Annotated in this window: 22 protein-coding genes; 14 read left to right on the plus strand and 8 right to left on the minus strand. The window is 57.4% G+C overall.

What is annotated here, in order from left to right; all coding sequences use genetic code 11:
• Nucleotides 1-79 precede the first annotated feature (79 nt).
• The 3 genes from ACQY4Z_RS12855 to ACQY4Z_RS12865 all read left to right on the plus strand — a co-directional run bounded on the left by ACQY4Z_RS12855 (nucleotide 80) and on the right by ACQY4Z_RS12865 (nucleotide 1,649).
• Entirely contained in the window at nucleotides 80-451 is a 372-nt protein-coding gene (locus tag ACQY4Z_RS12855; RefSeq protein ID WP_428521834.1) for a hypothetical protein, read from the plus strand.
• A complete protein-coding gene (locus ACQY4Z_RS12860; protein WP_428521836.1) occupies nucleotides 448-1,008 on the plus strand; it encodes a TetR/AcrR family transcriptional regulator in 561 nt (186 codons plus the stop codon). The genes ACQY4Z_RS12855 and ACQY4Z_RS12860 overlap by 4 nt, the downstream gene beginning before the upstream one ends.
• A gap of 131 nt (nucleotides 1,009-1,139) precedes the next feature.
• Nucleotides 1,140-1,649: a hypothetical protein gene (locus ACQY4Z_RS12865; RefSeq protein WP_209176358.1), complete on the plus strand. Its 510-nt coding sequence runs from the start codon at nucleotides 1,140-1,142 to the stop codon at nucleotides 1,647-1,649.
• A 69-nt stretch (nucleotides 1,650-1,718) separates the two neighbouring features.
• Here the strand turns inward: ACQY4Z_RS12865 and ggt are convergent, their stop codons facing one another.
• Entirely contained in the window at nucleotides 1,719-3,467 is a 1,749-nt protein-coding gene (ggt, locus tag ACQY4Z_RS12870; protein WP_428521839.1) for a gamma-glutamyltransferase, read from the minus strand.
• Nucleotides 3,468-3,651: 184 nt separating this feature from the next.
• On the opposite strand from ggt, the gene ACQY4Z_RS12875 reads away from it, so the two are divergent.
• Nucleotides 3,652-3,999, plus strand: a complete 348-nt coding sequence (locus ACQY4Z_RS12875; RefSeq protein WP_428521841.1) for a c-type cytochrome — start codon at nucleotides 3,652-3,654, stop codon at nucleotides 3,997-3,999.
• Nucleotides 4,000-4,008: 9 nt separating this feature from the next.
• On the opposite strand, the gene ACQY4Z_RS12880 is transcribed toward ACQY4Z_RS12875, so the two are convergent.
• Entirely contained in the window at nucleotides 4,009-4,983 is a 975-nt protein-coding gene (locus ACQY4Z_RS12880) for an endonuclease/exonuclease/phosphatase family protein (RefSeq protein WP_428521843.1), read from the minus strand.
• A gap of 105 nt (nucleotides 4,984-5,088) precedes the next feature.
• Here ACQY4Z_RS12880 and ACQY4Z_RS12885 point away from each other — a divergent pair, with 105 nt between their 5' ends.
• On the plus strand, nucleotides 5,089-5,481 hold the full coding sequence (locus ACQY4Z_RS12885; RefSeq protein ID WP_428521845.1) for a YchJ family protein: 393 nt from the start codon (nucleotides 5,089-5,091) through the stop codon (nucleotides 5,479-5,481).
• A 48-nt stretch (nucleotides 5,482-5,529) separates the two neighbouring features.
• On the opposite strand, the gene ACQY4Z_RS12890 is transcribed toward ACQY4Z_RS12885, so the two are convergent.
• Nucleotides 5,530-6,297, minus strand: a complete 768-nt coding sequence (locus tag ACQY4Z_RS12890; protein ID WP_428521847.1) for an SDR family NAD(P)-dependent oxidoreductase — start codon at nucleotides 6,295-6,297, stop codon at nucleotides 5,530-5,532.
• 115 nt (nucleotides 6,298-6,412) lie between these two features.
• Between ACQY4Z_RS12890 and ACQY4Z_RS12895 the strand changes: the two genes are divergently transcribed.
• The 3 genes from ACQY4Z_RS12895 to ACQY4Z_RS12905 all read left to right on the plus strand — a co-directional run bounded on the left by ACQY4Z_RS12895 (nucleotide 6,413) and on the right by ACQY4Z_RS12905 (nucleotide 11,353).
• On the plus strand, nucleotides 6,413-6,976 hold the full coding sequence (locus tag ACQY4Z_RS12895; protein ID WP_133952604.1) for a TetR/AcrR family transcriptional regulator: 564 nt from the start codon (nucleotides 6,413-6,415) through the stop codon (nucleotides 6,974-6,976).
• Between the two features lie 124 nt (nucleotides 6,977-7,100).
• Nucleotides 7,101-8,189: an efflux RND transporter periplasmic adaptor subunit gene (locus ACQY4Z_RS12900; protein ID WP_428521849.1), complete on the plus strand. Its 1,089-nt coding sequence runs from the start codon at nucleotides 7,101-7,103 to the stop codon at nucleotides 8,187-8,189.
• Between the two features lie 20 nt (nucleotides 8,190-8,209).
• Entirely contained in the window at nucleotides 8,210-11,353 is a 3,144-nt protein-coding gene (locus ACQY4Z_RS12905) for an efflux RND transporter permease subunit (protein WP_428521851.1), read from the plus strand.
• 1 nt (nucleotide 11,354) lies between these two features.
• Here the strand turns inward: ACQY4Z_RS12905 and ACQY4Z_RS12910 are convergent, their stop codons facing one another.
• The 4 genes from ACQY4Z_RS12910 to ACQY4Z_RS12925 form a co-directional block, all read right to left on the minus strand.
• Nucleotides 11,355-14,747 (minus strand): error-prone DNA polymerase, encoded by a 3,393-nt coding sequence (locus ACQY4Z_RS12910; protein WP_428521853.1) that lies wholly within the window; start codon nucleotides 14,745-14,747, stop codon nucleotides 11,355-11,357.
• A complete protein-coding gene (locus ACQY4Z_RS12915; RefSeq protein ID WP_428521855.1) occupies nucleotides 14,744-16,450 on the minus strand; it encodes a DUF6504 family protein in 1,707 nt (568 codons plus the stop codon). The genes ACQY4Z_RS12910 and ACQY4Z_RS12915 overlap by 4 nt, the downstream gene beginning before the upstream one ends.
• The gene (locus ACQY4Z_RS12920) at nucleotides 16,332-17,321 is read right to left on the minus strand and encodes an ImuA family protein (RefSeq protein ID WP_428521857.1); all 990 of its coding nucleotides are present in this window, start codon (nucleotides 17,319-17,321) and stop codon (nucleotides 16,332-16,334) included. Before ACQY4Z_RS12920 ends, ACQY4Z_RS12915 begins: the two co-directional genes overlap by 119 nt.
• A gap of 119 nt (nucleotides 17,322-17,440) precedes the next feature.
• Nucleotides 17,441-18,628 (minus strand): helix-turn-helix transcriptional regulator, encoded by a 1,188-nt coding sequence (locus ACQY4Z_RS12925; RefSeq protein ID WP_428521859.1) that lies wholly within the window; start codon nucleotides 18,626-18,628, stop codon nucleotides 17,441-17,443.
• A 504-nt stretch (nucleotides 18,629-19,132) separates the two neighbouring features.
• Between ACQY4Z_RS12925 and rplS the strand changes: the two genes are divergently transcribed.
• From rplS to rimM, 5 genes are all read left to right on the plus strand, one after another.
• A complete protein-coding gene (gene rplS, locus ACQY4Z_RS12930; protein WP_306149296.1) occupies nucleotides 19,133-19,609 on the plus strand; it encodes a 50S ribosomal protein L19 in 477 nt (158 codons plus the stop codon).
• A 411-nt stretch (nucleotides 19,610-20,020) separates the two neighbouring features.
• Nucleotides 20,021-21,565, plus strand: a complete 1,545-nt coding sequence (gene ffh / locus ACQY4Z_RS12935; RefSeq protein WP_428521861.1) for a signal recognition particle protein — start codon at nucleotides 20,021-20,023, stop codon at nucleotides 21,563-21,565.
• Nucleotides 21,562-21,885 (plus strand): chorismate mutase, encoded by a 324-nt coding sequence (locus ACQY4Z_RS12940; RefSeq protein WP_428521863.1) that lies wholly within the window; start codon nucleotides 21,562-21,564, stop codon nucleotides 21,883-21,885. Before ffh ends, ACQY4Z_RS12940 begins: the two co-directional genes overlap by 4 nt.
• Nucleotides 21,886-21,904: 19 nt before the next feature.
• Complete coding sequence (rpsP, locus tag ACQY4Z_RS12945; protein WP_428521865.1) at nucleotides 21,905-22,291, plus strand: 30S ribosomal protein S16; 387 nt, start codon at nucleotides 21,905-21,907, stop codon at nucleotides 22,289-22,291.
• Nucleotides 22,292-22,335: 44 nt separating this feature from the next.
• Nucleotides 22,336-22,896 (plus strand): ribosome maturation factor RimM, encoded by a 561-nt coding sequence (gene rimM / locus ACQY4Z_RS12950; protein WP_428521867.1) that lies wholly within the window; start codon nucleotides 22,336-22,338, stop codon nucleotides 22,894-22,896.
• Here rimM and ACQY4Z_RS12955 read toward each other — a convergent pair.
• Nucleotides 22,839-23,363 (minus strand): antibiotic resistance protein VanZ, encoded by a 525-nt coding sequence (locus ACQY4Z_RS12955; protein WP_428521869.1) that lies wholly within the window; start codon nucleotides 23,361-23,363, stop codon nucleotides 22,839-22,841. The genes rimM and ACQY4Z_RS12955 overlap by 58 nt on opposite strands.
• Nucleotides 23,364-23,537: 174 nt before the next feature.
• Between ACQY4Z_RS12955 and trmD the strand changes: the two genes are divergently transcribed.
• On the plus strand, nucleotides 23,538-24,248 hold the full coding sequence (gene trmD, locus ACQY4Z_RS12960) for a tRNA (guanosine(37)-N1)-methyltransferase TrmD (protein ID WP_428521871.1): 711 nt from the start codon (nucleotides 23,538-23,540) through the stop codon (nucleotides 24,246-24,248).
• Nucleotides 24,249-24,582: the final 334 nt, after the last annotated feature.

Below are 24,582 nucleotides of genomic sequence, written 5' to 3' on the forward strand. Positions count from 1 at the left end.
AAAGGCACAGGAATTGTCACTTGCTATTTCAAATATCAATACATACCATAAAGTATGGTATGTAAATTCGAGGATTGAAATGAACGTTTATTTTGCGAGTGCTGGAGGACTGGCCGCCATTGTGTGCCTGATCCATACCTTCTTGGGAGGCAGGGCGATTGCCGAGCCGCTTTTGAACGCGCCCGGGCTGCATCCAGTTCCCAAACTTACGACCTACTATTGTTGGCACATCGTCACCATCACACTGGCAGTCATTGCCGGGATGTTCGGCTATGCGGCGCTCTATGCTGGCGGAACGGATCTCGGGTGGGTGGCAACCATACTGACATTCTGCTACTGCGTGCTCGGCCTAGCCGTCCCGGTCTTCAAGAACCAAGCATTTAAGGATATGCCGCAAGGGTGGTTGTTCCTGCCGATCGTCATTCTCGGTGTGTTGGGTGGGAGCCTATGAGCGAGAAGAAACGGTTCGGCAAAGAGGACTGGATCACGCTCGGATTTGGGCAACTCGTCAAAGAGGGCATCGGGGGGCTGACCCTCGATGCGTTGTGCCAGACGGCGTCACGGACCAAAGGCTCTTTTTACCATCACTTCAAGGATCATCAGGCTTTCCTGACCGCTTTGGCTCATGCCTGGAAGAAACAAAACACACTTGATGTTGCCGAAGAAACGCTTGCGAGTGCGCCCGAAGACCAGGCGCGCACGCTGGCACTGAAGGCGGCTCAACTCGATCATGACCTGGACCGTGCCATGCGCCAGTTTGCGCAGATCAACCAGACGGCCCGGCAAACCGTACGCGAGGTCGATGATCTCCGAACCCAGTTCATTGTTCAGTTGTATCTTGCGCAAGGGCTGGATGATGCCACTGCAAACAGCATTGCGAAAATTGAATACGCTGCCTTTGTCGGCGCTCAGATCATCTGGCCGGAAATGACTGCCGAAGAGCGCCTCAAACTAGATCAGCAATTTGCAGACCTTGTCTCTCGCGGCGCGAAACAGCCTCAGAAATAGATCGGTTTGTCTTCAGCGATCTTTGATAAGTGGATTTACGGACCGGTTTTGCGCGTTGAGTGTAACCAGTTTTCAAGGACTCGCCCTGTATGAATTGACGATAGTTCCGACATTCAAGACAGAAGATAGATATGGCTATTTTGCGCCAACCCGTTACCGCCGTCGTGATCGCTTTCTGGTTTTGCTTTTGGCTTCTGAACGGCCTCGATAAATTTTTTGCCCGTCAGGACATTGGGTTTGTCCATTGGTGGGGCAATCACCGCGTCGAAAAGTTCACCATGTATTTTGATCGCTTGGACATCGATCCAGGTTTCGTAACGGCGACGCTCATATTCGCGGGCATTGTCGAGTTTTTTGCGGCCGCTTTGTTTTTGGTGGCCGGGATCCGGCTTGTCAAAAACCAGCCGGGTGTTGCCTACCGGACCGACCTCGCGATTGCAGTGTCGATCGCCGTTTTTCTTGGGTTTGCAATCTTCGATGTGGTCGTTGGCGACAGGGCTGAGCTGTTGGAGCACTCGACTTATGTTGGCGTCCTGCTGGTTTCTTTCCTTGCGGTCGCAGCTGAAAGTTTCTTTCAGCACCTCAAGGATCTCGACAGCGACAGCACAATCAACCGCCGTTATCCACCAGAGCCGAATTAATTCCGCAGAAGCAGCTTGGACCGGAGCGATGAGACCGATGAAATGTCATCGGTCTCCGTCAACCCTGTTTCAGTGGCCAGCTGTCAGTGCGCCCTGCCGGCGTAGATCGGAAGCACCGGCTAGAAGACCGCCCACTTTCATGATTGATTGAGTTGAGCCCATCACGTTCTTGACCTCGACCTTGTGGCCACGCGCTTCCAAAAGCCGGATCGTGTCCGGGGACAAACCTTCTTCAATTCGAATTTCATCCGGAAACCATTGATGGTGGACGCGCGGTGCGGCCGTTGCCTCGGCGATGTTCATCTGGTGGTCGATCACATTCAGGATGACCTGCAACGTTGTCGTGATGATCCGGCTGCCGCCCGGCGAGCCGGTGACAAGGAACAGGTCGCCGTCCTTGAACACCAGTGTCGGGCTCATGGAAGATAGGGGCCGTTTGCCACCTTCGACCGCGTTCGCTGTTCCGCCAATCAACCCATAGGCATTCGGTGCGCCGGGTTTTGCGGAGAAATCGTCCAGCTCGTTGTTCAAAAGAACGCCGGTGCCGTCGGCGGTGAGACCAACGCCATAGGAAAAGTTTAGCGTGTAGGTGTTCGAAACTGCATTGCCGTCCTTGTCGACAACGGAATAATGCGTCGTTTCATTGCTTTCGTAGGGAATGAGGTTGCCAGGTGCAACGTCCTTTGAATCGGTGGCGGTCTCCATATTGATGGTTTCTGCGAGGCTTGCTGCATAGGCTGGATCGGTCAGGCCCTTTACCGGAACTTCAGCAAAATCCGGATCTCCGAGATATTTGGACCGGTCGGCGTAAGCGCGGCGCTTGGCTTCGGCCATGACATGAATTGCATCGGCAGAGTTGGGGCCGAAATCGGCCATCGGATAGGCCTCCAGCATGTTCAAGATTTGCACGATGTGAACGCCGCCGGAGGACGGAGGCGGCATGGAGGCGATCTCATATCCCCGATAGCTGCCGGTCACCGGATCCCGCCAGACGGGTTTGTAGTCGGCAAGGTCGGCAGCTGTCATGCTTCCACCGGCCGCCTGAACCTTTGCTGCGATCTTCTCTGCAACATCGCCCAGATAAAACCCCGCAGCGCCCTTGTCGGCGATCAAACGCAGCGTTGCTGCCAGATCGGTCTGTTTCAGTGTTTCGCCGGGCACATAAGGGATCAGACCGGCCTTGAAGAAGATGGCTGCCGTTGCCGGGTCTTTGCTCAGCCGGGCGATGCGGGCCGCCAGTGAGGCCGAGAGGTCCGGTGTTACTTCAATGCCGTCTTCTGCGAGCGCAATTGCAGGTGCAACCAGGTCTTCCCACGTCACATTTCCGCTGCCGTGTTTTTCAAATGCAGCCGCAAAGCCGGCCACCGTGCCTGGAACCCCAATGGCCAAGCCCGAAAAACGGGACTTGTCGTTGTCCGGTTCTCCGTCTGGTCCCAGGAACATGTCACGCGTTGCGCTCGCTGGCGCTTTTTCCCGATAATCCAGCGCTTCGGTTTCGCCGGTGTCAGCCTTGTGGATCATCATGAAGCCGCCACCACCAAGGTTGCCGGCACGCGGCAAGGTCACTGCCAGTGCAAAACCGGTCGCGATCGCTGCATCGACGGCGTTGCCGCCTTTTTCAAGAATGCTGACGCCTACCCGGGTGGCGACGGCTTCCTGGCTGGCCACCATGCCGTTGACGGCGGTCACAGGATGAAACCGGTCTTTTCCGGAGTAGATCGGCGTTTCTTGAGCAAGTGTCGGCGCGCCTGCGCCAATGGCCAGCGCAAAGCTCAGGCTCACTGCCGTTGCCGCACGGATCAGGCTTTGGTGAATCATCCGGATCTCCGATTGTTTTTATGTTTCCTCAACTCCAGACTGTGGACGAGGATGCCGGACGCGGCAATGGGGTTTTCTGAAAAGTTGCAGACAGGCTTATGAGCATGATTTGATGCAGGACAAGGAAGAGGCCGGTTCGGTCAGACAGACTGCGAACCGTGATTGAGATGTGGAGAGAGCGAAAATGGTTGAACGGTCCAAAATGTGGCGGAGAGGTTTTCGAGCGCTCGTTTTGGGCTTGAGCCTAGCGGTCGTCACTCCTCTGTCGTCGGCGTTCGCGGCCGATGTCGCTGCAGGAAAAGACTTGGCGCTTCAATGGTGTGCGTCCTGTCATCTCGTCTCCAACGATCAGGCAACGGCGTCCAGTGTGTCGTTGCCGAGTTTTTATGACATGGCCAAGGATCAGAGTTGGGATGCACAGAAACTGGCGACCTTTCTCGCCAACCCCCACCCGCAAATGCCAAACATGACACTCGGCAACATCGAGATTGCCAATCTCGCCGGGTATATTCAGTCGTTGGCAAACGAATAACCGAACCTCTTACGACATGTCGAAGTCCACGCACATTGCAGCGTGGTAGGAGCCGGCATAATCCGGGTTGTCACCTTCAAGGATCTCATCCGGCAAAGCCGCATTGAACACCTTGATGTGCGCAACCCGGTCTGTCATTGAGCGGCTCGCGAGCACATGATCCAGGGTTTGGGCCCGGCCCTTGTGAAGCACGGTTTTCCGTTGCTCCAAAGGAAGGGCTGCGTCCAGTTGATAAAGTTGCCGGTAGCCAAGGTCCGGAACGCCGGTATCGTGTGGATCGGCGCGTAATAGCCGCAGCGCCCGGGTTTCGCCGGTCGCGTTGAAGTCGCCGGTCAGAATGATCTGGGCGTCCGGATCCTGATCGAACAAAGCCTCCGCCCCAAGACGAAGTTCAAGCGCTTGCGCAGTCTGTTTCAAGACCGAGAGATGATACCCCTCTGCCCAGGCAGAGACAGAGGCCCAATTGTGCTCCGCGTCTTTCCCGCCCCGGATTTGGGCCGCGATCGGGGCGCGCAGATGCACGTTGAACACGTGTAAGGGGCGTCCTGTGCCAATATCGATTTGAAGCTGCTGAACCGGCCGGTCGAAAGCGGTTGCCTGTGGCCCGTCATATCCAGGATTGGCGGTTCCAGGCCGCCACAATGGGGGCTCCGCATAACGATGGTAAAGGCTCTCTCCCAAAAGAACCGGATACCGCGAGAGCACAACAAGATTGTGCCGGTCGCCAGGCCCTTTGCCGGATGGACGCAAGCTGCCGGACAGGGAGAAGTCCTGATAAGGTGTGCCTTCAATCAGACGCTCCAGATCGTGAAACTGCCGGCTGGATTGGCCCTTGATTTTTTGGGCGTTGACTTCCTGAAGACACAAGATGTCAGCTTCGAGCTCCAGAAGCTTTGGCCTCAGAGCGTCGATCCGCCGCGCGAGCAGATCTTCATCCACTTTGTCTGTCCCAAAGGATTCCAGGTTAAACGTCGCAAGTTTCATTCCGCCGCCGCAGTTGATCTGATCAAGTTGGGAGCAGCATAGCGTCCTGTCACAGGCGGTGATAGAGACTGCAGCTGAGAGTGAGAACAGGAACGGAATTTGGACATGGCGGATACGGATTGCCCGTGTGGATCCGGAGCAGCATTTTCGACCTGTTGCGGTCCTTATCTGGAGGGACGCCAAGCCCCAAAGACCGCAGAAGCTTTGATGCGGTCGCGTTACACGGCTTATGTGCGTGAGGACATCGCGTATCTGAAAGAGACACTTTGGCCTAAGTATCAGGCAGGGTTCGATTTTGCGGCGACGGCCCGATGGGCGTCGGAAAACCACTGGACGGGCTTGAGCGTTCTTGAGACCGGCAAAGGAAGCGAAGTTGATCGCGACGGAACTGTGCTCTTCGAGGCGAAGTATCTATCCGGCGGCATGCTGCACACCCACCGGGAAAACAGCCGGTTCCGGAAAAAATCCGGCCGCTGGTATTATGTGGAAGCGATCTGAAAAACAGGGCCACCCGATTTGGGCGGCCCTTTGTGTTTCAGTTGACGCTTAGCACCGGCCGGCCATGACACCGCCGTCAACGTCCCAGATTGCTCCGGTCACCCAACCGGCCTGATCGGAGAGCAGAAAGTCTACGGTCGCGGCAACATCGTCCGCCGTGCCGATCCGTCCGATCGGATGGAAGGCGTCAAACCCGTCCTGCAGAGTTTGCGTGATCTGGTCCTCCGGGATAAACGCGCCATAAATCGGCGTTTCGACAACAGCCGGGGCAACTGCATTAACCCGGACCCCATAATCTCCAAGCTCCATGGCCAAATGCTGTGTGAGAGCGTGCAAGCCGGCCTTTGCCATGGAGTAGGCGGAAGACGGCGTCGCCTTCACAGCCTGGTGTGCCCACATCGAGCCGAGATTGACGATAGATCCGGCTGCCCGCTCCACCATTTTCCGCGCAACGGCCTGAGTGATCTGAAACGTGCCGCGGTTGAAGGCGTGATAGAGGTCGTAGTCCTCCGGTGAGTGATCGAGGAACGGTTTTGGGCTGAAGGCACCGGCTGCATTGACCAGATATCCGATCGGTGTTTGCAGATCTTCAATACGCTCAACAAGCTCAGCAACGTCGTTTTGATCGGTCACATCAGCTTGCCATGTTTGAACATTGACCTCGTATGCAGCTTCAATCTCTGCCTTTGCGGTTGAGAGTTTGTCCGCGTTCCGCCCGATGAGAACAAGAGGCGCGTTCCTGGCGGCCAGCCGTTTCGCAGTTGCAAGGCCCATGCCGGACGTTCCGCCTTGAATGATTGCTACGGTCTCTGTCATTTCAGCTTCTCCATGATATCTATCTACTGATAGGTAGAATACGATGACCGGGATATCGGGATTGCAGAAGCTTGTGTCAAGGCCTATCTACTGATTGATAGATACTGAGGGTGCTATGAGCCGGAATGCTGCCGAAACAGAAGGAAAAATTTTGGACCTCGCCGAGAGCCTCATTCGCAAGAATGGCTATAACGGTGTGAGTTTCCGCGACCTGGCGTCCGGCGTTGGGGTGAAGAGCTCAAGTGTCCATTATTATTTCCCGACGAAAGAAGATCTCGGCGCGAAGGTGGCGCGCCGCTATACGGACCGTTTCTTAAATGCGCTCGGTGATCCTGAAGACGGGCCAGTGACCGCGTCTGAAATAGTTAAAAAGCTTCACGGCCTGTTTGTCTCCGCGCTTGGTTCAGATGGGCAAATGTGTCTTTGCGGAATTCTGGCAGCAGAATCCGCGGGGCTTCCGGAAAGTGTTGTCTCTGAAGCCAAGTCGTTTTTTGACCGTGTTTCAGAGTGGATGACCGTGAGCCTGAGCAGAACCGAATGGGCCCAAAATCGGTCAGAAGAAGAGATTAAGGCAGAGGCCTTGTCAGCTCTGGCACTTCTTGAGGGAGGCATGATCATTGCGCGGGTTCGAAATGACCCGGCACTCCTGACAACGCTGAGACCGCAGCTCGCACGGTGATCCATTGAGATGGATGGCGTGCCTGCCTAGTAATTCCGTGGTGCTTCCTAAGTCGTTCATTTGACCGGTCTGCAAATGGGTGCAAGTCTAGGTTCAAGCCGCCAAACGGCAGGAGCCTGACTTCATGAAGTTTTTCGCCTCAGCTTTCGTTTTTTTTATTTTCGCAATTGGTTTAATCCCGGCTCACGCCGACGATCCGGCGCCTGCGGTTCTGGTGGAGCGGGCGTCCAACACCAAGCCTGGAATGGCCGATGTTTATGTTGGCCGCGTCGCAGCCGTGAGCACCGTCAAAGTGGAAGCGCGGGTCGAAGGCGTTCTGGAAAGCCAGAAATTCACCGATGGGGGGCTCGTCAAAAGGGGTGATGTGCTCTTCCAGATTGAAAAGGATCTCTATCAGGCAAGTGCCGACAAGGCAGAGGCGACGTTGGACGGGGCGAAGGCCACGGCCCTGAACGGCAAAATCAACCTCGACCGACAAAAACAGCTGCTGGATCGGGGCGATGTTTCGCAGGCGGTCTACGATTCAGCTGAAGCGGATTACAAGGGTGATCAAGCTGCAGTCGGAGAGGCTCAAGCAGATCTCGATACAGCCAAAATCAATCTGGGCTTCACGACCATCACCAGTCCGATCGATGGCCGGATCTCCGACTCGCCTGTCGATGTTGGCAACCTCATAACGTCGAACACTGGCGTTCTCGCGACGATCACCAGCATAGACCCGATCCATGTGAAGTTTTTTATCAGCGAGCGGGACCTGATCCTGAAGCGTCAGGAAGGTCTCGTTGCTGAAAATTCTTCGACACTTGATGTGAAATTGCAGCTCTCAGACGGCGCCAGTTACCCTGCTGCCGGGAAGATCGACTACATCAGCAACAAAGTCGAAACAGCCACAGACACGGTCGAAATGCGTGCCGCATTTAACAACAAGGATGCGCTTCTGGTGCCCGGCCAAGTGGTTACCGTGACATTCGAGGACCCGAATGCAAGCGAAGTTGTCGTTGTTCCGCAAACGGCAATTCAGCTCGATGCAAAGGGGCACTTTGTGTTTGTCGTTGGAAAAGACGATGTCGTTGAACGGCGGGATGTGACCCTAGGCAATCAGATCGGGCGGGATTGGGTTGTCAGCAAAGGCCTGAAGGCCGGAGATCCGGTGGTCATCCAGGGGCTGCAGAAGATCCATGAGGGCGTCAAAGTCAGCCCGACTGAAACGTAATCCTGAACCGGGGCGGTCCGATGCTTGCAAGATTCTTTATCGATCGGCCCAACTTTGCCATCGTCATCGCGGTCCTCACGGTCCTGGTTGGCGCACTCGCCATCCGGTTTGTGCCAATCGCCCAGTTTCCAAACATTGCGCCACCGCAAATTCAGGTGACTGCGAGTTTCCCGGGCGCCAACGCAGCCCTCATTCAAAATGCCGTCGCAACACCGATCGAGGAACAGGTGAATGGTGTCGACGGGATGATTTACATGTCGTCCCAATCGTCCAGTGAAGGCACCTATCAGCTGACCGTCACGTTCGAAATCGGCACGGACCCCGACATTGCCGCGGTCAATGTCCAGAACCGGGTGGCGCTCGCCACGCCTCTGCTGCCCGAAGCCGTCACAAAGCTCGGCATTTCCACGTCGAAGCAGAACAGCGACATGCTGCAGGTGATCAATCTGCTGTCACCGAACAGGACGTTCAGTCAGCTCTATTTGAGCAACTATGCAGCTGATTTCATTCAGGATCCGCTCAGCCGGATTGATGGTGTCGGGCTGGTCAATCAGTTTGGGCCGTTGAACTACAGCATGCGGGTGTGGCTGAACCCGGAAAAAATGGCGGCACTGAATTTGTCCGCGTCGGATGTCTCCTCGGCCATCGAGGCGCAAAATGTCGAAGCTGCCGCAGGTCAGATTGGCGCCCCACCTTTCAGCGACGCGCAGACGTCTTTTCAATTCACATTAGACGCTCAAGGGCTGCTGGAGACTGCAGAGCAGTTTGAGCAAATCATCCTCGGAGCGCAGGATGATGGTTCTTTCATCCGGCTAAAAGACATCGCGCGGGTGGAGCTTGGCGCTGAGAGTTATGCGGCGACATCGTTCTACAACGGCGAACCGTCTGCGATCATTGCGATTTTCGAGGAAAGCGGAGCAAACGCCCTGGATGTTGCGGACGCCGTCCGCTCCCAGATGGAGGAGCTTTCAAAACAGTTCCCCGAGGACATGGAATATGTCCTTGCCTATGACGTGACCACTGCGGTTCGAAAATCAATCGAAGAGATCGCATCGACCCTGGCGATAACGGCGGCCCTGGTCATCTCGGTCACCTTTTTCTTTCTCCTCAGTATCCGGGCAACCTTGATCCCGGCGATCGCAATTCCTGTCTCCCTGCTTGGGACCATGGCGCTCATCTATGTGATCGGGTTCAGCGCCAACATGATCACGCTCTTTGCCATCGTGCTTGCGATCACGCTGGTGGTCGATGATGCGATTGTTATCATCGAAAACACCGAACGGATCATGGAAGAGGATGGACTTGAGCCGCGCGAAGCCACGTTGAAAGCGATGAGCCAGGTGACGCGGCCGATCATCGCGACCACATTCGTTCTGGCGGCGGTGTTTGTCCCGGTGTGCTTCTTTCCCGGAATCACGGGCGAGATCTATCTCCAGTTCGCTTTGACGATCACATTTGCCTTCGCGCTGTCTGCCATCAATGCACTGACGCTTGGCCCGGTGCTCTGTTCGCTGTTCCTGTCGCGCCGGACCGGGCATCCGAAAGGTCTTTTCCGCCTAATCCCGATGCTGATCGACAAGCTTCGGGATGGCTACGTTGCCATTGTCCGGCTCATGCTCCGGTTTATTCCTGTCTCTTTGGCTGTGTTCGCGGGCGTTGTCGCTGCCACGATCTACATGTTTGAAACCACGCCGACCGGCTTCATTCCCCCGGAAGACAATGGCGTGTTGTTTGTTAGCATTGAACTGCCCGATGGTGCCTCGCTCCAGCGGACCCAAGAGGTGGTGCAAAACATCAGCGCACAGGTTCAAAAGCACCCGGGCGTAGGAGCCATTACGTCTGTCGCCGGGTTCAGTTTGCTCGCCGGCAACAGGTCGAACGTTGGAATTCTGGTGTTGTTGCTGGACCCTTGGGATCAACGCAAGACGCGCGACACCCAATGGTGGGCCATCATGATGTCCTTGAACCGGTCCCTGGCCGCGATCCCGGAAGCAACGTCCTTTGTGTTCCCATTGCCGACGATCCAGGGCGTTGGGTCAAGCGGCGGCTTGTCGGCGCAGCTCTTGGATTACAAGGCCAACAACATTGAGGATTTCGACGCTGTCAAAACAGCATTCCTGTCGGCGCTGATGAAGGAGCCGGAATTCCAGTCGGCCTTCAGCAGCTTTTCGGCCACGGCCCCCCAATACAGTTTGACGATCGACCGCGATCGCGCCGAAGCCCTGCAGGTCAAGGTCAGCGACATCTTTACGGCGCTGCAGGCGAGCTTTGGTTCTCTTTATGTGAACAATTTCGTCAAGGACGGCCGCGTCTACTGGGTGGTGATGTCGGCTGATGCGCAGTTCCGGCAGACTACCAGCCAGGTCCGGGGCATTTACGTAAAGAATGCGGCCGGTGAAGCGTTGCCGCTGCGGACCTTCATCACGGCGGAACCGGTGTTGGGCGCCCAGACGATCTACCGATACAATCTTTTTACATCGGCTTCGATCAACGCCCAGCTCCAACCGGGCTTCAGTTCCGGCACTGGCATTCAGAAATTCGCAGAGGTCGCCCAAACATCCTTGCCGGAAGGCTATGGTTTTGACTGGACGGACATCACGCTTCAGGAGGTCGATGCCGGTGGTTTGGTCACCTATATCCTGATCCTGGCGGTGATTTTCGCCTATCTCTGCTTGGTCGCCCAATATGAAAGCTGGGTGTTGCCTCTGTCTGTCATGGCATCGACCGTGTTTGCAGTGTTCGGCGCATTGATCCCGCTGCAATTTATCCCGAACCTGAACAACAACATCTACGCCCAGATCGGCATGGTGTTGCTGATCGGGTTGGCCGCGAAGAAGGCAATCATGGTGGTTGAGTTCGCCAAGAACCTTCGGGAAGAGGGGCACAGCATTCAAGAGGCTGCGATTCAGGGAGCTCACATGCGGTTCCGGCCTGTGACCATGACAGGGTTATGTTTCATTCTTGGTGTTCTCCCGCTGGTTCTGGCAAGCGGCGCAGGAGCTGCCGGGCGTGTGTCGATCGGCTTTCCCGTGTTCGTGGGGATGATCATCGACAGCACCCTCGGGCTTTTGATGATCCCGGTTCTTTATGTTGTCTTCCAGTCGATTAGTGAGCGGATCGCAGGATTTCGCGGCAAGCCTTCGATCAAAAAGGAACCAGCCTGATCTAGTGAAAATTCCGCCCGCCGGGCAGAGCTTTCACTGTTTGCCGCTCAAGGGCGGCGGCCTTGTGCGGTTTGATCTGTGCGACATCCTTTCGAAGTTCCGGAACATCGCGGATCAGCTGGACCAGGCGGCTGGCCGGCTTGATCTTTTCGGTCAATTCAATCACGGGGCGTTTGACCTCATCCGCGCGGGCAAGGCCGGCATCGTCCAGGGACTTGTCGGACAGATCGGACAGCAGCGCGGTGACGTCCTCGACATGATCTGCCACCACGTGAATGACCCCGGCTTCATTCTGGACGCGCCCTGAAACCTTCAAGAAGCGCGCTCCCATTACCAATGGCCGGTATTTTTCAAACACCTTCGGCCAAACAATAATGTTGGCGATGCCTCCTTCGTCCTCCAGCGTGAGAAAAATGACGCCCTTGGCCGAGCCGGGCCGTTGGCGGACCAGCACCAGTCCGGCCACGGAAATTTGGCGGCCCTGGCGGACATCCGGCAGGTTCATGCACGGAACAACGCGCTGACCAGCGAGCGCAGGCCGGGCAAAAGCAACCGGATGGGCTTTCAAGGACAGGCTCAGGCTTTGGTAGTCGGCCATGACATGGGCGCCCGGCAACATCGGCGGCAGGTCTGCGTCCGGTTCTGGCCGCAAGTCTCCAAAATCGGCAACATCAAACAGCGGCAGCCGGTCGCGCTGATTGCCAGCTTCCAGACCTTGCGCCGCCCAGACCGCCGCGCGCCGGTCAAGACCGAGTGAGCGGAACGCATCGGCCTCGGCAAGGCGCAGGATCACCGGGCGGCTGAGGCCGGATCTCAGCCAGAGATCCCGGATGCTGTCATAGCCATCACCGCGGTGTTCGATCAGCTTGTCCATATCGTCCTGTTTAAGGCCTTTGACTGTCCGGAAACCGAGCCGGATCGCATGATTGGTACGCACGATCTCCTTCATCTCCCGGTGACGGGGGTGGAGATGCCGGGCTGCCTGCCAGCCAGGTTCCAGTTTTGCGTCCCAGTCTGACAGGTTGATATCAACCTCGCGGACATCCACACCATGTTCGCGCGCATCGCGGACCAGTTGTCCGGGGGCATAAAACCCCATGGGCTGGGAATTCAAAAGCGCGGCGCAAAAGACATCCGGGTAATAGGCCTTGATCCAGGACGAGGCATAAACGAGCAGCGCAAAACTTGCTGCATGGCTTTCGGGAAACCCGTATTCGCCAAAGCCCTCAATCTGGCGGAAGCAGCGTTCGGCAAAGTCCCGGTCGTAGCCGTTTTTTGCCATGCCCTCGATCATCTTGGTTTGGAACGTGCCGATCGTGCCGACCCTTCGGAAGGTCGCCATGGCGCGGCGCAGCTTGTCGGCTTCGCCGGGTGTGAACCCGGCGGCTACAATGGCGATCTTCATCGCCTGTTCCTGAAACAGCGGCACACCCATGGTCTTGCCGAGGACGGCTTCCAGCTCCTTGCTCGGGTAACTGACACGCTCCTTGCCCTGACGGCGGCGCAGGTAAGGGTGGACCATGTCGCCCTGGATTGGGCCGGGTCGGACGATGGCAACCTCGATGACGAGATCGTAGAACGCCCTTGGTCTGAGCCTCGGCAGCATGGTCATCTGGGCCCGGCTTTCCACCTGGAAAACGCCGACGGAATCGGCCCGGCACAACATGTCATAGACGGGTGCCTCCTCAGCCGGGATGGTGGAGATGGTGAGATCCTGGCCATAGTTTTCCGACAGCATGGTGAGGGCCTTACGGATTGCGGTCAGCATGCCAAGTGCAAGGATGTCGATTTTCAGGATCCCGAGGGCATCCAGATCATCCTTGTCCCATTCCACCACGGTGCGGTCTTCCATGGCCGCGTTCTGGATCGGAATGACCTCGTCGAGCCGGCCACGGGTGATGACAAAGCCGCCAACATGCTGGGACAGGTGCCGGGGAAAACCGATCAGCGTGCGGGCCAGTTCCAGCATTTGTGTGATTAAGGGATCTGACGGATCCAGCCCGGCCTCGCGCACTTGGTCCTCTTCGGTTCCGGCCGACGCACGCCCCCAGACCGTCCCTGCAAGGGACGCTATCGCGTCTTCGGAAAGGCCGAACACCTTGCCGACTTCCCGAAGGGCGGAGCGGGACCTATAGGTGATGACAGTGGCCGCAAGCCCGGCGCGTTCGCGGCCGTATTTGGCATAAATGTACTGGATGACCTCTTCCCGCCGCTCGTGTTCGAAGTCGACATCAATGTCCGGCGGCTCGCGCCGTTCGGGTGAGATGAAACGCTCAAACAGGAGATCTGCCCTGGTTGGGTCAACCTCGGTGATGCCAAGGCAGAAGCAGACTACGGAGTTGGCGGCTGATCCCCGACCCTGGCACAGGATGCCGCGTGTGCGGGCAAACCGGACAATGTCGTAAACGGTCAAAAAATACGGCGCGTAGTCGAGGTCCGCGACCAGTTTCAGTTCATGATCAATGGTTGCTCGGATCTTGTCCGGAACGCCTTCCGGGTAGCGCCGTTTAGCACCTTCCAAGGTCAGCCGCTCCAGTTCGGCCTGCGGGCAGGCACTCTCCCCGGCCGGTTCTTCAGGGTACTCATAGCGAAGGTCATCCAGCGAGAACCGGACCTCTTGAAGGATCTTCAGGCTTTCATGCAAAGGCGCCGGATCGTTTTCAAAAAGCCGCAGGATTTCTTCTGCCGGCTTCAAATGACGTTCGGCATTTTGCTGCAGTTGGCGGCCGGCACTCTCCAGCCGCTCATGCAGGCGGATGCAGGTTAGAACATCCTGCAAGGGGCGCCGGTCCGGCGCATGGTAGAGCGTATCGTTGATGGCGAGCATCGGCACATCCGCCGTTTGCATGATGTTACGGGCAAGAGCGAGCCGCCGCCGGTCTTCCGCCTTGCGGTGGAGGGCGACGGCAAGCCGGAGCGTGCCTTCAAAGTGGATTTTCAGCTGTTCCAGCACCTTCAGGACCGGATCTGGATCCGGCAGGCCCGACGGCAGGATCAGTGCGGTTGGAGAGCCCGGGCAGAGCAGGTTCACATCATCCAGGGTCAGATGACAGGCACCCTTTTCCGCCCGCCGGTTGCCGATGGTCAGAAGCCGGGTCAACGTGCCATAGGCCTCACGGTCTTTCGGCCAGTAAAGAAGATCCGGCGTGCCGTCGAGAAACGCCAGACGGCAACCGGGCACGAACTTCAATCCGGTCTCTTTTGCTGCCATATGCGCCCGGACCACACCGGCCATGGAATTGCGGTCACAAATGCCAAGGGCGGCCAGTTGCAAGTGTGCGCCTTGAAGCGCCAGTTCTTCCGGATGGGAAGCGCCATGAAGAAAGGAAAAATTGGTCGCAGCGCACAGCTCCGCGTAAGCGGGCGGCTCCGTGATTGAAGGGCGCCATGTCATGCGAACAGACCCTGCAGATACCAGCGCGGGCGGCTGGTCTCGCGCTCATAAAGACCTTCCCGGTAGAGCCAAAACCGCCGACCTTCGGTGTCTTCAATGCGGAAATAATCCCGGGTCACGCCCTCCTTGGCCTCTGAGGGCCGGTCGTTCGCGCCAATCCACCAGGGCGGAGCAATGCGTTCCGGACCTTCAGAGCGGACGACCTGGTAGATGCTGCGGCGCCAGCGGAACCTTAACGGTGGCCCGTCCGGAACCATGGCCAGGGCCTCGACTTCTTCTGCCGGTTCGATCAGCCGCAAGGGACGTGTCATCAGGCCTTCCTGCCAGCTGGAGGTCTCTGTCCCGCCAGCCGGACGGGTGTCTTCAGCAAACCCGAGTTGAGGACTGGATGAGGGGTGCGCGCGGTGAAGATCGGGAGCGGCTACGCTTTTTGAAAATCCGGACCAGATGAGCGCGTCTTGTTGGGCGAAGGCTGCCGGTACATACCCGGTCTGGCTCTCCGGCAGATGCCGGTCGACCGGCAAAAGCCGAGTGATACGCTCAGGGCCCAAGCGGGCACCCAACCGGTCCACCAGATCGTCCAGGCTGGCATCGGCTTCTACTGCACCGTGTGCTGTGAGCGCCGATTGAACGGCCGGGACCTTGTCGGCGACCAAAACGTCCAGGCGGACAAGGTCGTAGCCAAAGCCGGCATCGATTGCCCCTTCATCAGCCTTCAGTTTTTCGGCAAACAGCCGGAGAACACGTTTGGGGTCGCGCAGTGGGCTGCTGGTGCCGACGCGGAATTTTTGAACCGCGCCATCGACCCGGAACAAGCTCAATTCAAAGACGCGGCCGCCTTCGACCCTGCGTTCCAGCGCCTTGGCGGCCTGACCAGCCAGGGAGAGCGCGACCGCCTTGACGTCCTCCAACTGTGAGATGGGATCGAAGAACCGCCGCTCTGCGGAAATCAGCGGAGCTTCGAACCGGGGAGAGATTGCCTCCCCCTGAAGCCCAAGTGCCTGATCAAGCCGGAGGATGAGGTCTGCGCCAAAGCGGTTTGTGAGCGGTGCACGCGGCCGGTCATACAGCTGACCAATGGTTTTCAATCCAACCTGGTTCAGGCCGGAGACAGCTTCAGGAGGCACCCGAAGAGCTGCAAGGGGCAAGGGGGCGAGGGCTTGCCGTTCTTGGCTGTCCGCCAAGACACCGCCGGAACCGAAGCGGGCAAGCGCCCAGGCCACCCCTGCGGTTCCAGCGATCGCACCGGCAACGCAAAACCCCTGCCGGTGAAGCCGTTCCAAGGCATCTTTCAAAAGGGCCTCTTCTCCGTTGAAGAGGTGCGCGCAGCCCGTGATGTCGAGAAACAGCCCGTCCTTGCCGTCGAGCGCCACCAAAGGCGTGTAGCGGGCGCACCAATCCGCGACAGCGCCCAGCAAGGCAGCATCTTTTTCCGGATCGGCGTCTTCACACAAAAGATGCGGGACCCGGGCCCGAGCATCGGCTTCCGCCTCGCCGAGACGCAAGCCGCAGGCCCTTGCGGTTTCATTCAAGGAGACAATCCGGCGGGCGCCCCGGATTTTTTCCAAAACGGCGAGCGGCGGTTCAGCCTGCCGGGCGGAGGGTGTGGAGCTGACCCGCAGCCGGCGCAGGATCCGGTCGCAGGGAAGATCCGCGATCCAGAGCGAGAGGATGCGCTGGTGCGGCAAATGTTTGTCTCGCATGGTCCCACTCCACGGTCAGGCGGCCGGGACGGCCCTCCCGGTTCCGCGTCAGGTCGATGTGCCATGCTGGCGCTCCCAGGCCCGCATGGGGTGCTTTTTTCAAGAACTCCGGAGCCTTTGAGGCGGCCGGAGAAATCTGCCAGCGGGTGACGGCTGCGGTCGGTTCCTGTGCTGCTCCATGACGGAGCAAGATGACCGGGACCGTGCTGCGGCTGGCCCGCAGGGAAATTCGGCGGCTTGCCGTGAGATCCACGAGACGCTCCCCGCCCTGGATTTCGCCGGCAACGGCGGCAAGGGCCCTGCAGGACGCGCCTTCCTCAAGGCACCACAGAACGTCTTCCAGCTTTTTCGCCCGCACCACGATCAACCGGGCCGGATCAATGCCGAAGTCCAGCAGCCCTGCGCCGTGAAACCGGCCGGATTCCTGAGTGGCCCGGATATCCTGGACCATCAGAACCGGCCCGGACCTTATGGCCAGAAGCCGTGCAAGAAGCGCAAGGCCGAAGCCACTGAGTGCCCCGGCATTGCGGCTTTCGGAGCTGACCACCTCATGCAAGGCCCCCAGTTTCAGTCCGCTGCCCGACAAGCTGCTGCCGGGTTGAAACAGCCGATCGAGTGTCTCCAGGCCCAAGGGGCACCGTGCGGCGAGATCGTCTGATCCGTCCTTTCCGGGCGGCTTAGCTTCGAAGCCCTCAGCCTGCGTCTTGCCGTCCGCCGGACGGTCTTTCAAAAAACTGTCCGGCCCCTGCGGGTTGGCGGCGGTCGCAGGGGCCGGACCAAACTGCGTCTTAAAGGGGAGGCGACCCTCAAGATCCGCAATGCGGCGACGCAGCTCGGCAAGAGATGTGCTATGTTCGGATGCGGCGGACATTGTGCACGTTGATTCCAATCACGCTGGTTTTTGTTCTCTATTTGTTCTTATTGATTCCGGAGAACGGCCAGAGAGTCAAGCAGCTTTTTGAAAAGCTGTGCGTGCCCTTTGACCCTGCGTTAGTTTGGGCCGTTCTTTTCTGAGGCCAGCTTAGAAAAGCTATTCAGGACTGTTGGTGTGGACATGCGTGACAACAGCTCGCTTGCGCGGCGAACGATTTCTGTTTGTGACCGGGTTCCGGTCTTTGAAGTGGTGCTGGCCAGCTGATTGCGGGCAGTGTGATAGGAAATCTCCAGCCGGTTTGCAGCATCGCGTAGCGACCCGCCGCGGATCAATTCCTGCAAAAGCCGGCTCTCACCGTCGGTAATTCCAAAGGCCATTTTTAAAGCTTTGTTTGACGAAAGCGGTGTATCGGACGGGTCAAAAACTGTCACCAGAAGTGGCATGGAGTGCCTCAGAAAGGGCGCAAGAGACGGGTGCATCTGATCCTGGAACCGAACCGGAATCACAAACAGGAGTGGACCGCCTTGTTTGCCGGATGTCAGGCTAATCGGCCCTATAGGCCTTTGCACGTCGTGCGCCTTGTGCAAACTTGCTTCAAGCACGCGTTGCGCCGAACGGTTTACGGTACACAGCCGAACGGACCGGTCGAGTTGGAGGTGGCGTGCGGCCTTGGTCATTTTGTTCGCATGGCTGTTCATTTGAAGAACCTTGTAGTCCGGGGTAACGGCAAAGGCTGCGGTCGGGATCTGCTCCAACCAGAAACCGCCAGTCTGAAGCTTTACTTCCCTTTGTTTGACCTCCATGAGAAGCCGGAAGGCCCCTTGCAGATGTGGCCGGAGCGTCTCAAACAGCCGCAAGATATGATCTTCTTCCCGTTGTTTCAGGCGTTTTGGCAAGTTGGCTGCGATAAAGGCAGAATCCTGACCTTGACGATGAAGAATGATACCTAAGGCCCGGTTTATTTCACCGTGCTTCCTCAAGTGCTCATCAAAGAAATCGCTCCGTTCGATGTCGTCCGGAGGTATGTGGTCGCTGGTCACAGCAACACGATTAAGCGAGCATTTTAGCGCTATCGGAGGGAACGGGTTTGGCGACTCCGCTGCGCTGATTTCTTCCAGTGCATTTGGGCCGTAATTAAAGACTGCGCCTTCATAGAGAGAATTCCGGAATACACATTGTGCTTGATAAGATAGAGGCAGATCTGGATAGGCTGCTCCAAGGTCTGACAAGACCCCAGTTAGCCCGCCATCCAAAAGCGATGCAGAATAAAGCCTGCTTAATAACGTATCCAGATTGGTTGCCATAATTCCGCATCCCCCTGAATATAAAAAACAGATCAATTAAACAAAATCATAGTGCAAATGCACCATAGATAGAATTTCCTGTAAATACGCTCCAAGCGTTTAATTGTGAGGCGCTGCGGAATGCCGCCGGTGTTCGAGTAACTTGCTGCTGTAATCGGCCTAATCGGCTCTTTCTGTGTTTTAGGAAATCTCAGAACAAATTGTATCAGTGAACTGACTTTGCCAAATAATGCCAGGCCGCAGACCTCTGCGGCCTGCCTCTGAGACAAACGGCAAGAATCCGCATGACAACGGCCCGAAAATCCTGTATACGCCCGCCCAAGTTGGATGAATGCTTGTCTTCCGGCAGGAAGCCTTGTGTTCTGGTCGATGCTTTTACCGGGCACCGAACTCCATAAAAATCCGGCGGATATGCAACATGGCCCAAAGCTGGTGAACCCGTTCTTGGCACCTTAGATCCCAAGGACGCTCTGACCGCTTTGTAATTGAAAAGGGAAACATGCCATGAATATCATCGAGCAGCTGAACGCTGAAGAAATGGCGAAAATCGAAGCTCAGCGTAAGCTTCCTGAATTTTCTCCGGGCGACACCGTCCGCGTTCTGGTGAAGGTCACCGAAGGCAACCGGACCCGTACACAGGCTTATGAAGGCGTATGCATTGCGCGTTCCGGTGGCGGCATCAACGAAAGCTTCACCGTCCGCAAGATTTCCTACGGCGAAGGCGTTGAGCGTGTGTTCCCGATTTACTCTCCGATGCTGGAAGGCGTAGAGGTTGTCCGCCGCGGTAAAGTCCGCCGTGCGAAGCTCTACTACCTGCGCGACCGTCGCGGTAAGTCTGCTCGTATCACAGAGAACACCAACGCCCGCTCCAAGCGTCTCAACGAAGACGCCCGCGCGGAAGCTGCTGCTGCAAAGGCAGCCAAGGCTGAAGCCAAAAAGGCCGAAGCAGAAGCAGCTGCTGCAGAGACCGCTGCCGAATAAGCAGCTCTCAAGCCCCGTTTCGCAAGGCGGCTTCTGGAGTGATCCAGGAGCCGTTTTGTTGTTTTGGAGCCATGGGGCGGTGTGTTGCGTGGGGTTTCTTTGTCCAGAGCAGCTTGATGCCGTAAAGGCAGACGGTGTCTGGCGCTGATAAAGACCAGAAATCCGCAGCCTTCCTTGACTCTCCTTTCTCTTTCCGGCATAAGCCCGCGAACTCCATATGAGTGACTGACATTTCAATCCGCCGACCGGGACCCGCAAAGGTGTAAAGAGATCCCGGAGGTTCACACCCGACAGCGCGATGCGCCCTCGGGTGCCAAACTGCTTTGCGCAGGTCAATTGGTTGGATTTGAGGGCCGGTTCCCCATATGGTTCGGGAGATTTCCCGAAACGAATTGAGCCAAGGACCCTTTGATGTTTGAAAGCCTGTCCGATCGACTAAGCGGTATTTTCGACAAGCTCACCGGCCGTGGTGCGCTGTCGGAAAACGACGTCAACGAAGCGCTGCGCGAAATCCGCCGCGCGCTGATCGAGGCCGACGTCGCCCTGCCGATCGTTCGCTCTTTCACCGACAAGGTCCGTCATCGTGCCGTTGGCGCAGAGGTCGTCAAATCCGTCACCCCGGGCCAGATGGTGGTGAAGATCGTTCACGACCAGCTTGTCGAGATGCTCGGCGAAGAAGGTCAGCCGATCGACCTGAACGCACCGGCTCCGGTCGCGATCATGATGGTCGGTCTGCAAGGCTCCGGTAAGACCACCACCACGGCCAAGATTGCCCGCCGTTTCACCCAGCGTGACAAGCGCAAGGTGCTGATGGCTTCGCTCGACACCCGCCGTCCGGCCGCGCAAGAGCAGCTGAAGGTGTTGGGTGAACAGAACGACGTTGACACCCTGCCGATCATCGAAGGCCAGGGCCCGGTCGAGATTGCCAACCGTGCCATGTCCGCGGCCAAACTAGGCGGGTATGATGTGGTTCTGCTCGATACTGCGGGCCGTATCCACATCGACGAACCGTTGATGGTGGAAATGGCCGAGGTCAAGGCCGCCGCCAACCCGCATGAAATCATTCTTGTTGCCGACAGTTTGACCGGTCAGGACGCCGTCAATCTGGCGCAAAGCTTTGACGAGCGCGTTGGCATCACCGGTATTGCTCTGACCCGTATGGACGGTGACGGGCGCGGCGGGGCTGCACTTTCCATGCAGGCGGTCACCGGAAAGCCGGTCAAGCTGATCGGTACGGGTGAAAAGTCCGACGCACTGGAAGACTTTTACCCGAAACGGATCGCCGACCGGATTCTCGGCATGGGCGACATTGTCTCGCTCGTTGAGAAAGCGGCCGAAGCCATTGATGCGGAACAGGCCGCAAAGATGGCGAAGAAGATGCAGAAGGGTCACTTCGACCTGGAAGATCTCGCCGAGCAGCTCAAACAGATGGAAAAGCTGGGCGGAATGTCCGGTATGATGGGCATGCTGCCGGGCGTCGGCAAAATGAAAAAGCAGATCGACGCCGCCGGTCTCGACGACAAGATGTTCAAGCGCCAGATTGCGATCATCCAGTCGATGACCCCGACCGAGCGCAAGAAGCCCGATCTCCTGAAAGCGAGCCGGAAGAAGCGCATCGCCGGCGGTTCCGGGGTTGAGGTGGCCGAGGTCAACAAGCTTTTGAAAATGCACCGCCAGATGGCGGACATGATGAAAAAGATGGGCAAGGGCAAAGGTATGCTCGGCAAGCTGATGGGCGGCATGGGCGGCGGCATGCCGGATGTCGATCCGAAGCAGCTGGAAGAAATGGCCAAGTCCGGCCAGATGCCAAGCGGCATGGATCTGCCAAAAGGATTGCCGGGCGGAATGCCGGGTCTCGGTGGTCCGGGCCTGCCGCCAGGAATGCCGGGTTTGCCAGGCCTTGGCGGTCCGAAAATGCCGGGTCTTCCCGGCATGGGGAAGGGTAAGAAACGATGAGCCAGGCTGAAACCCAACTGGGACAAAGCGCGGCTCTTGATGAGCTGAAGTCCTTGCGCGGTTCGATCGACAACATCGACGCAGCGCTCATTCACATGCTCGCAGAGCGTTTCAAGTGCACCCAGAAGGTTGGTGTCTTGAAAGCCACAAACGACCTGCCGCCGGCTGATCCGGCGCGGGAGAAAATTCAGATCGAGCGGCTGCGGACACTCGCAGCCGACGCCAATCTCGATCCTGACTTTGCCGAGAAATTTCTGAACTTCATCGTTCGCGAAGTGATCCGGCACCATGAAGCCATTGCCGCTGAAGCCGGCAACTGAAACATACTGGAGACATAAAATGGCTACGAAAATTCGCCTTGCACGTGGCGGTTCCAAGAAACGCCCGTACTACCGCATCGTTGTTGCTGACATCCGCGCTCCGCGTGATGGCCGTTTCATCGAAAAAGTCGGTTCCTACAACCCGATGCTGCCGAAGGATTCCGACGAGCGCGTTCAGCTGAACGTTGAGCGGATCCAGTACTGGCTCGGCAACGGCGCACAGCCGACCGACCGCGTACACCGCTTCCTCGACGCTGCCGGTCTCCTGAAGCGTGAGCCGCGCAACAACCCGAAGAAAGCCCAGCTCGGCCGTAAGGCGCAAGAGCGTCTCGACGAGAAGAAGGCTGCTGAAGAAGAAGCCGCTGCTGCTGCAGCTGCCGCTTCTGAAGAAGCTGCTGCTGAATAAGACCAACTGCGCCGCGTGGATATCCGGCTTGAGGGCCTTTTGAGATGAGCTCAAGAGAGACACAAAAGGTACTGATGGCCAAAATCGGCGCGGCGCATGGCGTTCGCGGGGAAGTGCGGGTCAAGCCGTTTGGCGATGACCCGCTTTCCTTCACCGACTACGGTGTGCTGACGACCAAGGACGGCAAACAGTCCTTCGAAGTGGTTAGTGCGCGGGTGCAGAAGACGGTTGTCGTCACGAAATTCAAGGAAGTGACAGACCGCAACAGGGCAGAGGAGCTTAACGGCACCGAGCTTTATATCGACCGGGACCAGCTGCCTGAGACAGACGAAGACGAGTTCTACTATTCCGACCTGAACGGGTTGGACGTGAAGGACCCGCAAGGTGAACCGCTCGGCAAGATCGTGGCGGTCCAGGACTTTGGCGCAGGCGATCTCCTGGAGATCCGCCCGAAGCGTGGCAAGACTTTCTACATCCCCTTTACCAAGGAATTCGTTCCGCAGATCAATCTGGAAAACGGCTTTGTGGTTGCCGATCTTCCGGAAGACTATTTGTCGGACGAAAAACCGGATCCGGGCTCGTCGACCGATTCCCCGGACAAATAACGGGTCGGTACGGGTTTCAAACCCATTTCCCCAAGATCAATGTCATCGGTTTCGTCACTCAAGGCCTGTCTGGTTTCTGAGCGGACCAGCGCGATCAGAGCGACCACGAGTGAGACGCCGATTGCGTTTGCAACGATGTCCGGCACCGACATTTGGTGATGCGGCAGCATGCCTTGAACGATTTCGCCCAAGATGCCAAGGCTCATTGCGATGAAAGCCGAGATCCGCAGCCGGCAGCAAAACAAGGCGTGGATTGAGAGCGTCAGAAGCGCGAAAAACGCGATATGCAGGATTTTGTCATAGGGGTGATCGACGCCGGTCTGGAACACCAACCCGACCAGAACGCCGAAGGTTACAAGCGCAGCAAGCGGCAGGACACGGCCCACAGACAACTCAATGAAATGCGGGTCTTCCCGAAGAAGAAAGATGTCTGGAAGCTTGAATTTTATCCTCGGAAAACGGCGCACGACAGACCACCTGATTGTTATCTCCTTGTCACTTAGCACAAGGACGATTAATCAGAGCTTTCAAACTCCTAAAACGGGCAAACAGCAACAGAATTACTAATTTACTTGGTAAATCGATCGTTAAGGCTGGTCCGGTGCAAACTTGACCCACTGCGGCAAACAGGCGGTGCTCCAATGGCCTTCAAGGCAACCATTCTGACGCTTTACCCTGACATGTTTCCAGGGCCTCTCGGGCAGAGCCTGTCCGGCCGTGCGTTGGAGAAGGGGCTGTGGGATCTTGAAATCAGCCAGATCCGCGATTTTGCAACGGACAAGCACCGGTCGGTCGATGATACACCGGCAGGCGGCGGCGCCGGCATGGTTCTCCGGGCGGACATTCTGGCCAAGGCGATTGACGCCGCAGCTCCCGCCGAAGATCCCCGCCCCCGCATCCTGATGAGCCCGCGCGGCAAGCCGCTGACGCAAGACCGCGCTCACGAGCTCGCGGAGGGCCCCGGGGCGATCATCGTCTGCGGCCGGTTTGAGGGCATTGATCAGCGTGTCATCGATACGCGGAACCTGGAGGAAATCTCAATCGGGGATTACATTCTGTCGGGAGGAGAGATCGGTGCTATCACAATGCTGGATGCGATCGTTCGCCTGATCCCGGGTGTGATGGGCAACATGGAAAGCGCGGATACGGAAAGCTTCGAAACCGGTCTTCTGGAGCATCCTCACTACACACGCCCGGCGGAGTTCGAGGGCCTGACCATCCCGGATGTCCTGACCTCCGGCAATCACAAGAAAATCCACGAATGGCGTCTCGCCGAAGCTGAGCGCTTGACCCGCGAACGGCGTCCGGATCTTTGGGATGCCTACATGTCTGACGATGACGACGTGGATTGAGTGGTGCTTCCACAGGTTAAGTCACCGGTGTCTGCCGATAGATACTACAAATGCCTTTGCGGTGTAGAAGCCCTTGTAATTCCATAATGAATATACATCTCCATCGGAAATGAGGTCCTGTTTCCTAAAAGGGTCTGCCGGGCGGAGATAATGCATTTTTGAACCCGTCTATTGCCCTGGGTGTTGCGCCTGTTCTGGTGAAATCGCTTGGAATTTTGTATAGGACTCTCGCAAGTTTCTTTGGGACAAGGATGGGGGAGAGGCTCTGTTCGCGTCCATTGCGGAACCTTCTGGGATGAAGTGTCTTTTCTTTCCGGGGTACCTGCAAAATGTG

The sequence above is a fragment of the Roseibium sp. genome (assembly GCF_965276855.1).
Lineage (GTDB): Bacteria > Pseudomonadota > Alphaproteobacteria > Rhizobiales > Stappiaceae > Roseibium.